This window comes from Eggerthella sp. BIOML-A1, assembly GCF_009875595.1.
In the GTDB taxonomy this organism is placed as follows: domain Bacteria; phylum Actinomycetota; class Coriobacteriia; order Coriobacteriales; family Eggerthellaceae; genus Eggerthella; species Eggerthella lenta.
Genome location: NZ_WWRZ01000009.1, coordinates 21,840 through 33,811, shown reverse-complemented (window position 1 = coordinate 33,811; position 11,972 = coordinate 21,840). Strand labels below are relative to the sequence as shown.

At 68.0% G+C, this 11,972-nt stretch carries 11 protein-coding genes; 3 read left to right on the top strand and 8 right to left on the bottom strand.

From position 1 onward, the window contains the following. The first annotated feature begins 83 nt into the window (after window positions 1-83). The 3 genes from GT590_RS11660 to GT590_RS11650 are packed head-to-tail and all read left to right on the top strand — an operon-like array spanning window position 84 to window position 2,340. Window positions 84-530, top strand: coding sequence for a CopG family transcriptional regulator (locus tag GT590_RS11660; protein WP_114555323.1), 447 nt, complete (start codon window positions 84-86; stop codon window positions 528-530). Further along, window positions 518-1,789 carry a relaxase/mobilization nuclease domain-containing protein gene (locus tag GT590_RS11655; protein WP_161171116.1) on the top strand — a complete coding sequence of 424 codons (1,272 nt, stop codon included), beginning with the start codon at window positions 518-520 and terminating at the stop codon, window positions 1,787-1,789. Before GT590_RS11660 ends, GT590_RS11655 begins: the two co-directional genes overlap by 13 nt. After that, window positions 1,786-2,340 carry a hypothetical protein gene (locus GT590_RS11650; RefSeq protein WP_161171115.1) on the top strand — a complete coding sequence of 185 codons (555 nt, stop codon included), beginning with the start codon at window positions 1,786-1,788 and terminating at the stop codon, window positions 2,338-2,340. Before GT590_RS11655 ends, GT590_RS11650 begins: the two co-directional genes overlap by 4 nt. 117 nt (window positions 2,341-2,457) lie before the next feature. Here the strand turns inward: GT590_RS11650 and GT590_RS11645 are convergent, their stop codons facing one another. From GT590_RS11645 to GT590_RS11615, 8 genes are all read right to left on the bottom strand, one after another. Then, entirely contained in the window at window positions 2,458-3,618 is a 1,161-nt protein-coding gene (locus tag GT590_RS11645) for a hypothetical protein (protein ID WP_161171114.1), read from the bottom strand. Between the two features lie 11 nt (window positions 3,619-3,629). Beyond that, window positions 3,630-4,271 (bottom strand): hypothetical protein, encoded by a 642-nt coding sequence (locus GT590_RS11640; RefSeq protein WP_204986936.1) that lies wholly within the window; start codon window positions 4,269-4,271, stop codon window positions 3,630-3,632. 238 nt (window positions 4,272-4,509) lie between these two features. Continuing rightward, a complete protein-coding gene (locus tag GT590_RS11635; protein ID WP_161171112.1) occupies window positions 4,510-5,241 on the bottom strand; it encodes a class B sortase in 732 nt (243 codons plus the stop codon). A gap of 72 nt (window positions 5,242-5,313) precedes the next feature. After that, a complete protein-coding gene (locus tag GT590_RS11630; RefSeq protein WP_161171111.1) occupies window positions 5,314-8,043 on the bottom strand; it encodes a VaFE repeat-containing surface-anchored protein in 2,730 nt (909 codons plus the stop codon). A gap of 12 nt (window positions 8,044-8,055) precedes the next feature. Next, the gene (locus GT590_RS11625; protein ID WP_042433176.1) at window positions 8,056-8,514 is read right to left on the bottom strand and encodes a hypothetical protein; all 459 of its coding nucleotides are present in this window, start codon (window positions 8,512-8,514) and stop codon (window positions 8,056-8,058) included. A gap of 109 nt (window positions 8,515-8,623) precedes the next feature. After that, the gene (locus GT590_RS11620; protein WP_233839722.1) at window positions 8,624-9,625 is read right to left on the bottom strand and encodes a conjugal transfer protein TrbL; all 1,002 of its coding nucleotides are present in this window, start codon (window positions 9,623-9,625) and stop codon (window positions 8,624-8,626) included. Between the two features lie 2 nt (window positions 9,626-9,627). Beyond that, window positions 9,628-10,347 carry a hypothetical protein gene (locus GT590_RS14330; protein WP_192925354.1) on the bottom strand — a complete coding sequence of 240 codons (720 nt, stop codon included), beginning with the start codon at window positions 10,345-10,347 and terminating at the stop codon, window positions 9,628-9,630. A 9-nt stretch (window positions 10,348-10,356) separates the two neighbouring features. Then, window positions 10,357-11,970 (bottom strand): glucosaminidase domain-containing protein, encoded by a 1,614-nt coding sequence (locus GT590_RS11615; RefSeq protein ID WP_233839721.1) that lies wholly within the window; start codon window positions 11,968-11,970, stop codon window positions 10,357-10,359. Between the last annotated feature and the right edge of the window lie 2 nt (window positions 11,971-11,972).

Below are 11,972 nucleotides of genomic sequence, written 5' to 3'. Positions count from 1 at the left end.
CCGGGCCGCCGCCTGCGGGGGATCCCCCGCGCCCCTAGAGAGACGCGCCCGCCGCGCGGCGGGCCCGAGGAAAGGAATCCGCCATGGAAGAGGAAGCCGGCGCCGTCAAAGGCAAGGAGCGCCGCGTCACGTTCCGCATGGAGGGAGGCGACTACGACGCGCTCTGCGAGCGGTGCGAGCGCGCCGGCCTCAGCAAGTCTGAGTACCTGCGCTACCTCGTGCGCATACCGCTGTCGACGGAGGCCAACGCGGGAGACGAGCACCGCATACTCGTGGACCGCAGGGCCCTATGGGCGATGTCGCGGGAGCTCACGAAGTGGGGCTACCACTACAACCAGGCCGTGCACGCGATGAACCTCATCAACTTCCACGCCCGCCACGGGCACGTCGACCGCGACCTCGTCGCGGAGAGCATCCCGACGATCGAGCGGGAGCTCGCCGACGTGAACGGTGCGGCCCGAGAGATGGCGGCCGAGCTCGGGCGCATCGGGGCCGACTCGCTCGTGGAGGGATCGCCATGCCGATCCTGAAGCCGATAAGCGGCCACGGCTCGACGGGCGGCATCCGCCGCTACCTCGAGAAGGGAGGCCGCGCCCTGGCGCGAGACCTGTTCAACCTGAGCTACGACGAGCGCGACGCCGGCGCGCTGGGAGACGAGGCCAAGGAGGCCTGCGCCTGGGACGCCGAGATGGACGCCACGCGCGCCGCGTTCGGCACGGACGCACCCTGGAGGGGAAAGCCCGCGCGCACGTTCAAGCACTTCGTGCTCTCGCCGGACCCTGGCGACGACATCGACCTGGCTGCGCTGCGAGAGCTCGCGTGCTCGTGGGCGCTCAAGCACTTCGGCGACCACGAGATCGCCATCGTCTACCACGACGACAACGCCCGCGGCATACCGCACGCGCACATCGTCATGAACAACGCGAACCTCCGCACCGGCTACCGCATGCAGACCCGGCACCCCGAGGACCTCAACCGAGACCTGCAGGACATGGCGCGCGAGCGCGGGCTGTCCGGGCTCTCCAACGACCGGTCGCCCGAATCTCCCTCGAGGGCGCGCGGGCATGCCGGCGCGGGCGGGCCCAGGAGCCGCAGGAACGTCTACCTGGGCCGGGCCGAGAAGGAGATCATGCGCTCTGGCGGCTACTCGTGGGTCGGCGACATCCGCGCCCGCGTCGCGCTCGCCAAGACCACGGCGCGCGACGAGGCGGAGTTCCTCGGCATCCTCGACGCCTTGGGCGTGCACGTCGCCGACAACTCGGCCAAGGCGCGGCGGGACGACTGGGTGTTCAGTCTGGCGGAGGAGCCGTCCAAGAAGGTAACCGGCGAGCGCCTGGGCTTCGTCTACGGCAAGGAGATGCTGCGCCGGCGCTTCGAGCGCGAAGACGCCTACCGCCCCACGGACGCGAGCACCGCGCGGATCCGCGAGGCCGCCGAGCGGGCCCTCGAGCTCAACGACCTCTCGGAGCTGAGCAGGCTCTCCTCGGCGCTCGAGACGTGCGCGAAGTTCGACGTCGAGTCGATTGAGGAGTTCGGTCTCAGGATGGCGACGCTCGAGCGGCGCGGCCAGGCGGGTGGCGAGGGGTACCGCCGCCTCGAGGCTGCGCGCGCCTACATGGCCGAGAACGGGCTCATGCCCCTCAAGATCCGCTATGGGGACGATCGCGGGCGCAATGCTGCCGAAGGAAGCTCGCGCGACGGCCGCCGCGAGGACGAGCAACAGCGCATCCTCGCCGCCGAGCGGCAGCGGGTCCAGCAGGACCAGCGCAGGGAAAGGGGCCGGAGATGATGGTGAGGATAGAGTACGAGGGCGGCAGGACGACGCTGTTCGACACGCTCTCGTTCACGGAGGGCTCGCCGTTCTCCGGCGCGAACATGCTCACGGAGTTCGAGCTCGAGATGCGCGAGGAGCCCGAGAAGGGGCTCTGGCTCACGGCGAACTGGCACCAGGTACGCGACGACTGGCGCGCCGACGCGCCCGCGGACGGCATCCCGGCGGCGCGCAGGTCCCGCGGGTGGCGCTTCATGCTGGCCTCGGAGGCAGAGCTCGGGCGCGCCCGCCGCGTCCTGCTCGACGGCGACGAGGCGTTCGCCCGGGTGCGGGGATACCTGTGCGACTCGACCGCGATTGGCGCCTGCTACCGCGAGCACGTGGGCCCTCCCTCAAAACCGCTGAAGTCGCAGATAAGGGAGCTGCAGCGCGCGCTGGGGAGGGCGGAGGTCCCGGGCGTGCCCGACGAGCTGGCGAGGCTGCTCGCGGAAGAGAAGGAAGAGGACGCCGAGGAGGGCGTGCGTAAGGTCAAGGAAGATTGGGGTGACGTCGATGAAGAGGCTTGGTAGGTTCCTCATGGCGGCGCTTAAGGTCACGCTGGGCTTTTTCGTCTGGCTGTTCCGCGCCGTGTTCAAGTGGGTGATGTGAGAAGAGGGGGGCAATTGCCCGCCTCTTCTTCTTGGCATCTAATCTTTCTGATCGTCGATGAGCCAGCAGTCGGTTCCGTCCGTGAGCAGCGTCCTGGCTGTCCGGGATGCCGCTGCGATACGTTCGATCTCGCCTTTTCGATCTTCGGCTTCGGACCTCAGTTTCGACTCTCCCGAGCGTAGGCTCGTGCGCATCTCAACCTTAGCCTCGAGGAGCTGCTTTTTTGCGGCGGCTCTAGGCGTCTGGGAGACCAGCCTCTTGAGGGCGTTCCCCTGGGTGCCGCGAGGAAGCGCGATAGGCGCCCCCTTCATGCCCCCGATCTTCATCTCCATGAGCGCGGCGAGGACCTGCCTCTTTTTCAGGAAGCCCTGAGATTTGTCGAGGATCCGCTGCTCTTCGATGAGGGCGCTGCGGTCGTCCATGCTGCCGTCGTAGTACATGCGCGTCATGGCGAGCGCCGACAAGGCCTGGAGGCACATGCCGAACTGAGCCTCGTAGGATTGGATCTCTTTAAGCAACGGTTCGAGGTCCTTCTCGCGCTCGGCGGCGCCCCTGACCCCGTCTTCGACGCCGGCGAGTTGCTCGGTAATCCAATCGATTACCTGGCCGACGTCGTTGTATCTGCCCTCGATCTCGTTTCTTGCCGCCTGGCGCGCCTCGGCGGGCTTTTGGAGGTAATCGTCATGAAGGGCTGCGTAGGTTCTGGCGATATCCAGGGCATTTTTGACCTTCGCCTTCTGATCTCCGGCGATCATGGAGGCGATCGATTCCAGCTTGGCGTCGATGCGCCGGAGGCTGTCGCTGATTTCGGTCATGTACGCCTGGCCGACAACCATCGCCGCCGCGGCAAGGCCGATGCTGGCGATCTGCGCGGGGCTGACCCCGGTGGCTTTGAGCGAGACGTCGCCGCTCAGGCGACCCTTTGGGTCTCGGACGAGGGCCCTCACCGCTTCCGGATCCTTCTTCGAGGCGACGAGGTCCTTAAGGCTGTAGCCTTCGGGGACCTCGACTTTGTAGAGCTGCTTTCCCTCGACGAGGTCTATGACATCCGAGGCGAGGCCGAGAAAGGCGTCCGCCCGCTCTCCGATGCCGACGTTGTTCTCTTTGCTCGTATTGGTGTTCGCGATGACCTTGATACTGTTGAGGTCGTCGATCGCAACAACCTCGACGCTAATCGGCGCAAGTTCTTTGTCGCTCATGCTCTTAGCGCCTATCTCGCCTCGTCGGAGCGTGCCAGGACATCCCATTTGTTGTACGAGCTCTCGGCCTGAAGATCCCTGACGAGGGTCTCATAGCGGCTCTCGAGGTCTTTCTCCTCACACGGGAAGAGCAGGATCATCATGGGTCTTTTGAACTTGAAGTCGGCGTAGACGTCGACGTTGCCGAAGCCGCAAAGCTGTGTGTATATGCTGAAGCCCATGGATTTGCCGCAACCGACATAGACGTCCTCGTAGACGGAAGGGTCTTTCTCTCGTGCCGATTTCATCGTGACGACGGCGTAGCAGCCGGCGATCGCCATGTACCCATCGCTGAGGTCGGCTTCGCTGGAGACGTTGTTCTCGAAGTTCTCGAAGAAATCTTTTGCGGAGATCGGCGGAAGCGAGCTTGCCACGGCCTTCTTGCGGGATGCCTCGAGTGACTTTTGCTGCTCCTTCTTGTCTTTGATTGCCCGACCCTTTGAAAGGAATGAGTCCCTGGCTTCTCCCAGGCTATCTGCCGCCTGCTTCCCCCTTTGCTGCCCCCAGTCGATCAGAGCGGGCCCGTATTTGTTCACAGCGGGCTCAACGAAGGGCAGAACGTCTTTTCCGATGTCGATAGCCTTTTTGACGTCTTGCAGCTTAATCTTTCCCAATTGCGCACCTCTGTTCATGGACAACCGGAAGCTTATCGAGAAGCAGTCGGCAGCGTCTTGTTTCTATCAAGTGCGTAAATTATCTCACCACATGCAAGACCCCTTGCCGAGATATAGCGGCAAGGGGTCGAAGGGCCATATTCGGTTGTAGTTTCGATCTGCAAGTCCTAGTCTCGGTCGTCGTCGCCGGCTGCGCAGCAGGCGTAGGCCGTGAGCGTGAGGAGCCCCATGAGGAGCCCTATTCCGAAGGGCGCGAATCCCATGCTTCCACCTCCTTCGCATAGACCACGGTGCGGGAGTTGCTCGTCTGGTAGCTGCACGTCACGAAGGCCCAGGCATGCGCGACGTCCGCCGAATCTTCCAGGACGACCTCGCACTGGGACAATTTGTCCCCGAGGTAGGCGTCGAGCTCCGCAGCGCCGGCGAAGTTGGTCCGCTTGCCCTCCGAGCTCGCGTCGACCACGTCAGCCGCGAAGACCTCGAGCTCAATCGCATTCTCGCGGGTGTAGACCCGGATGGTGCGGTGCCCCTCGGCGAAACCGCGCGACGAGTACTGCGCGAGCGGCGCGAACATGGTGCCGTCGGACATATGGTGCCCGTAGACGATGACGAGCGGGCTCTCGGCGCCCTGCGCGCACCCGGCATCGATGTAGGGAGCGCCCCACGCTGATCTTTCGCCGCCGGCGTCGTGCGTGAGGTAGAAGTCGGGCGATTCGGGCCGGCCCTGGACGATCGGGTAGTCGACGGTCGTGCCCGGCACGCGCACCCAAGCGACGACGGAGGCGGGAAGGGCGTCCCAGTCGATTCCGCCTCCCGTCTCTTGAGCCTCCATTGCCGCGTCCTCTTCCGCAGTAGGAACCTCGTGCATCTCGTACGGGCTCCTCTCGGGCAGCGGCAGGACGGCGAGCGCCGCCAGCGCCAGCAACGCTACGGCAATGGCGAGTGCCGTAGCGGCTTTCCCTTTGTTCATGTCCTCCCCCGTTCGCAGGGGAGGCCCCGGGCGGGCGCCCAGGGCCTCCGGTTCGGTATCGATGCGGCGCCGCTACTCTTCCGGCTCTTCGGCTGCCGCGTCCTTACCTGCACCGGCCGTCTTGCGCTTGCGGTACGCGAGCGCTCCGCCCGCGCCCGCCGCAGCTGCTAGAGCGATGCCTGCGGCCACGGCGTAGCCGGTGCCGTCGGGGGCGTCGGCCCCGGTCTTGGCGTAGGGCTCCTCGGGCACCTCGGGCGTGTCGGGGTTGTCCACGACGACGCTCTGCTCGGCGGAGTCGATGTCCTCGTGGGTCGCAACGACGTTGCCGGCGGAATCCAGGACCTTCTCGAAGACGACGAACTCGTCTCCCTCGGCCAGGCCCTCGGTGTCGAACTCGAAGGTCACCTCGACGGTGCTGGAGGGCACCTCGGGCTCGAAGGGCGTGCGTGCGGTCACCTCGTTGCCGTCCTTGTCGAGGAACGGCTCTCCGGTGCCCTTGTCCATGAGCGTGCCCACGGCGATGTAGGTCTCGCCAGGAACGAGGCCTTTGTAGGCCACCGTGTCGACGACCTTTGCCTTGCCGGCCTCGACGACCTGGTCGCCGTCGGCGGCGTCAGCCGCCTGGGTGCCCACCTCGACGGCGACGTGGACAGTCTGGCCCTCATCGGAGAGGTCCGCGTGCGACGCCACCTCGGCGCCGTCCTTGCGAAGGCTCTCGAACACGACCAGGTCGCGGCCGCCGAGCAGGCCCGCGTCGAAAGAGATCTCTACGTCCTGGCTGCCCGTCGAGAGCGCGGGCGCGAACTCGGCCTTGGCCCCCACGGGCTTGCCCGAGGCATCGGCCACGGGCTCGCCGGTCGCCTTGTCGACGAGGGTTGCTGAGAGCTCGTATTCCTCGCCGGCCTTCAGCCCCTCGTAGGCCACCGCGTCGACGACCATGGCCTCGGCGTCGGCCGAGACGTCCTTGTCGCCGTCCGCCCCGTCCTTTGCTGTGGTGGAGATGCGCGGGCCCTCCTGATCGTCGAGGCCCATCCACGCGGCCTTGGCTACCGTCGAGTCGCGCTCGATCCAGAAGCTCCTGGTGATGAGCTCGAGGCCCTCGTTGGCCTCGCAGCGCAGCTCGGTCATGGTGTAGGCGCCGTACGGCAGTGCCGCCAGCGAGTCGTCGACCGGCGCCGAGGAGCCGTCCTCGCCGAGCGAGAACCAGATGCCGGCCTTCGGGTCCATGTCGGCGGCAGCAATCGGGCCCTCATGGCCGAGCAGGGCGTCGTTGACGTTGGTGTCCCTCGAGTGCCTGTTCCAGCTGCTCGCGGTGGACGCGTCGCCGTTGCGGTCCGTCACCAGCACGTGCGTCTCGCCGGTGGCCGCGTTCTCGATGGCGAACGGGACCATGAGGCCGGCGTTGTCGGACTCGCTCTTCTTGGAGACCTCGAGGTCGTTGCGCACCACCTGGTCGCGGAACTCGAGCGCGGCGCCGTCCGCGGAGGCGATTACGACCTCGCCGTTGGCGCGAACCTCGAAGGTGCGGGGCTCGCCGTCGGTCAGCAGGTAGCTCCCGTTGGTCGCCGTCTCCCGCACGTCGTAGGTTCCGCACGGCAGGGCGTTGGCCGCGGTCTGGGCGGTGTAGGCGCCGGCCTCGTCGTTCCATGCGGTGGTCAGCGTCGCCACGGCTTCGCCCGGCTCGCGCCACTCGCCGTCAACGAGGACCTTGTGCGCCGAGCGGTTCGTGACAGTGAACTCGATCCCGTCGAGGCCGGGGTGCTCACCAGGCGCCTCCTTGTGGCCGCTGCCCGCGAGTGCTTCGGACGCCTGCAGCTCCTTGTCGGACTTGGTCACCTGCACGCCGCCGCGAAAGACCTCGTCGGTCACGGGATCGCCCGTGAGGTCGCGCACCTCGCCGGCTTTCACGGTGAACGCGACGGAGGCGTCGCTGGCGTCGTAGCCCTCGGGCGCTCCGGACTCGACGATGCGGTAGCTGCCCGCGGGCAGGGCGTCGGCGCCGGTCGCGGCGACGTGCGACCCGTCCTCGGGCACAGTCTTGATCGTGGCGCAGGCCTCGCCGTCGGCGTAGTACTTGCCGCCGACCAGCACGTAGCGGCCGGTCTCGTTCACTACGGAGAAGCTCGCGCCGTCGAGCGAGGCGTCGCCCTGGGGCTCGGCGCCCGCCTCGGAGTCCTCTTTGGCGACCTTGACGCCGCCTGCGGACCAGCTGAAGCTCACGAGCGTCTGGGAGCCGCCGCCGGTCCTGACGCAGAACGCCTCGAACCCGGCGGAGACCTTGCCGGCGTCCGCCTTCATCTTGGCGAAGGTTCCGCCGATCAGCTCGGATTTCGCCCAGGAGGAGAACTCGGAGCTCGTGCCGTGCGTGGCCGCCGACTCGGACCCCGAGTAGGCGTAGGCGATGAGCACGTGGCTCGCAGCCGCGTACTTGGCGTCGTCCCAGCCGCCACCGTCGTACCAGCTGCCCGGGAACATCGACGCGTCGAAGCCGGGAGAGCCGAACGAGTACCAGATGGCCGCGGTCACGTCGGCGTTCGGCACGGGGCTCGTCGAGTAGGAGCCCGGCGCGGGCGTCGGGGACGAGGGCTCGGCGCAGTAGGCGATGTTGCCGTCGGCGCTCATCCACGTGGTGGCGAAGCCGCCGTAGGGGATCTTGCCGCCGATGGACACGTCGACCGTGCTCGGCGCGGCGTAGGCGGGCGAGGCCGCCACGGAGGCGAGCAGCGCCCCCGCCGCCAGGATGAGCGCCATGGCGCATCGGAGGAGCTTTTCCTGCAGGGTGCAGTCTTTCGCTGCGTTCATCTTTCCGCCTCCCTATCTCTCGACGCTTCGCTGGGCGCGGGGCGCCTCGTGCTCGGCGGCGCGGCTCGCCTGGCGGGCGTGCTCGGCGCGCTCCGCGAGGTAGCGCGAGCGACCTGCGTCAACGGCCTCCTTGAGCTGCGCCGGCATGACCTTCACGGTGTCCTTGACCGCGCGGCCGCCCTCGTCGAGCTCGGGCTGGCCGTCCGGGCCCATCACCGTCTTCCTCAGCCACACCTCGCGGTTCGCGAGCAGCGGTATGTCTCTGAAGTCGGCCCCCTTGAAGCGACTCTCGTTCACGAACATGGGGCTGAACTCGTAGCCTCCCACGTCCACGCCGTCGACGACGGTGCCCTTGGGAAGGGTCGCCGAGTTGAAGGTCCTGGCCTCGCCGGTCGCGCGGTCGGTGTACTCGATGCCCTCGCGCACGAAGCTCTTGTGCAGCGAGAGGTACACGTTCTTCCTCTCTTCCATGTCTTTCCTCCTTTTCGTTTTCAATCGGTCCTTGTCTTCATCCGCCGGGACGCGTGCCCCGGCGCGGTGCCCCTATCTCATGGCGACCGCCCCCTTCCTCGCTTTTCCGCTAGAAGCCGCTCACGATGTCGCGCGCCCAGGAGCCGCTCTTCACGAGGGCCAGGATGAGCAGCACGCACATGGCCAGGTACTGCAGCGCGTAGGTGAGCCCGTTCGCGACCGCGTCGGCCGGGGTGCCCGTCCCGGGGTTCGCCCCGGTGAGCCCGCCGAGCACGAGCGGGAACGATATGAGCAGCACGAGGATGATGACGCCGGCGATGCAGACCGCCCCGAAGCTCTTCAGGTAGCCAAGGCCTATCTGGCGCGTGGCGTCCATGCCGAGGAACGCCAGCGGGATCGGGGCGAACGCGGCCATGATGTAGAGCTGGAGCGCGCGGGCCCAGCAGACCACGAGGGCGACGACGTAGGCCGCCAGCACCACGACCCAGCTGATGAGGCTCACGACGAGCATGGCGATGAGCGACGGGATGTCGTCGTCGGTGGTGACGACGGACACCTCGGGCAGGTCGAGCGCGCCTCCGGCGCCGAAGAGCGCCTCGACTCGGTCGATGGCGAGCCCGCAGATCTCGTAGATCGACGCCATCAGGTCGAAGCTGTTCTGTATGAGGAACAGGAACACGGCGAAGAACACGAGAAGGAAAACGACCTCCTTGACGCCGGGAAGGCTCTGGCTGCCGTCCATGCGCTGGGAGATCTCGATGAGCTTCAGGGTGAAGACCAGGCCGAGCACCCCGCACCCGATCGGCAGGATGGCAACCTGCCATACGCCCCGGGCGACGTCGTGCATGGTCAGGTCGCTCGAGCTCGTGAGCATGTGCGCGAAGTCGGCCGAGAGGATCCCGTTCGCGCCGATCGACCCGAGCACGCCCGTCTGCGCCTTGAACATCCAGTTGCAGCAGTCGCGCAGAAGGCCGCACAGCCAATCGTTGACGTCCTCGGCTATGTCGGCGTATGCCGGCTGCGCGGGGACGAGCAGGAGCGCGCAGAGGGCGAATGCCGTCGCGGCGGAGATGGCGAACGCCCTTCGGCGTCGCGATTCAAGCGCCCGCACGGCTACATCGCCTCCAGCGAGCCGCCGCGCGAAACCACGGTGACCACCGTCGAGGCGGGGTCGTCGAGCGTGAAGGTCGTCGACGCGACGTTCCCGGCGTAGTCGAGCCACACCTCCTTGTCCCAGGTGGCTCCCGTCGCCTGCGGGGACACCTCCGCCGCCTTCCCGGCGACGGCCTCCTCGATGGCGGCGACGTCTGCGCCAAGCGCCTTGGAGAGGCGGTCGTCGGTGCCGGTCACGGAGAACGCTCCGTCTTGCGCCTTCTGGGGCACGTAGGCCTGCGTCAGAAGGTCGCATGCCAGGGTGCGGTCGTCCCCGTCGCCCGAGACCTGGATGAGCGACAGGCCTCCCGCCTTATCGCCGGTTCCCTTGACCTCGATGGGCACGCTGAGCACGCCGCCGGCCTCGGAGGGCTCCTCGGCCGAGAAGAACCAGGCGCGCTCGGTGCCGCCCTCGCTCTCCACCATGGCGCCCTCGACGATCCGCAGCGTGGCTGTCGGATTGTCGGCGCCCGTCCATGCGGTGTTCCAGAGCGCCTCGGCGCCCGAGGCGGCCTTTCCGGTTGCCGCGTCGGCGCCTGCAGCCGCGGGCTGCTCTTGCTCCTGGGGACTATCCTGCGCGCCTTCCTGCGGGGCGATGGCGCAGCGCGCCGCGCCCGCGCCGAGCGCCACGATGAGCGCCCCGGCCGCGACGGCTGCCATGACCCTTGACTTTCCCTGCATTGGTTTCTCCTATCTCGCGGTGAGCGCGCAGCTGAAGCTGCCGATGCCGCTCGCTATGCGGCACACGTCGCCCGTTCGCGGCTCGTGTATGTACCTGTCGTCGCCGATGTAGATGGCCACGTGGCCCGAGCGGTAGAGGATGTCGCCGGGCTTCGCCTCGGAGAGCGGTATGCGCCTGAGCTCCTCGTACTGGGAACCCGTGTAGTGGCTTATGCGGATGCCCGCCTGCGCGTAGCAGTACTGCGTGAGCCCGCTGCAGTCGAGGGCCTTGCCGGGGGTCGAGCCTCCCCACACGTAGGGCACGCCGAGCTGGCTGTACGCCGCCTCGACGATCGCGTTCCCGCTTGCGGATGCGTCCTTCAGGTCCTCGACCGTCATGGAGTCGAACCTGTAGAGGCCCCATTGCGCCATGATCGACTTCAGGGACTCGACGTAGGACGAGTCGGTCGCCCAGCCCGCGTCCTTGAGCCCCTCGGCCATCTTGTCCGAGTCGTGCCTCTCGATCGCCTCGCGGATGAGGGCGTTGCCCGAGTAGCGCTCGGCCTGCAGGAAGACCCTGCTGCGGAAGCGGACGCACTCGGCGTCGCCGGTGAAGCGGATGAAGCTCGCCGTGATCTGGGTGTGCTCGCCGGGCACGTACTCCTCGCTGGTGGCCCAGTTCGCCTTGCCTGCGACCTCCGGGCAGCCCGCGTAGCCCGACCACCACTTCATGCCGAAGAGGTTGTGGTCGCGCTCTGCGAGTCGGCTCATGCGGTCGCCCTGCCCGGACTCCTGGATGATCTGCGCGATGGTGCAGCCCGCCGGGTGCCCGTACTCCTCCTGGCACTCGAGCGCCGCCTCGACCATCTCGTAGGTGATGTAGGGCGGCAGTCCATCGAGGACTTGCTTGGAGGCCGCGTCGTCCCAGAAGCCGAACAGCGCGCTCAGCAGCTGCGCGACGGCGAGCGCGCACGCGACGAAGGCCATGATCCCGGCCACCGCCCCGAGCAGGGCGGGCGCTGCGCCCGAGACCGCGCCCGTGATAGCCGAGGCGGCGCCCTTCGAGCCCGCGGCGCGGGCCGCCTCGCCCGACGCCTGCGCCGCCGCCTGCGCCGCCGCCTGGGCCGCCTGGGGCTTGGCCGAGGCCGTCGCGCCGGCGGCCTCGGGGCTGCGCGCGCCTCCCTTGGGGGCGCCGAGGGCGGTCGCCGCCTTGCGGCTGCCTTGGGCGGACTTCTTCGCCTTCCTCCGCCGCAGCCTTCCCGCGGCCTTCTCGGCCGCGCGCCCCGCGTCGTACATGCCTGAGGCGCCCTCGAGCTCCTCCGAGTCGTCGAATTGGGAGACGGCCTCCCGGGCGATCGCCAGCTTCGCCGCCTCGACGCGCGAGCGCATCGCGGCCGCCGCGCGCCGGTCGCCGGCGGGTTGGGACAATTTGTCCCCGAGCCCGCCTTCTGGAGCATCGGGCTTGGAGGGGCGCCCCTTCGCCGTTGCGGCGGGGCCTCCCGCCTCGTCGAGCGGGCCGGCTCCCTCCGAGACGTTTCCCAGGGCGTCGCGCTCGGTCTCCGCGACGTCGCCCGAGGCGAGCACGTCGCGGCGCTGCGCCCCGACCACCTCGAGCATCCCGCCGCCCTCGCTCGGGCCGGCCATTC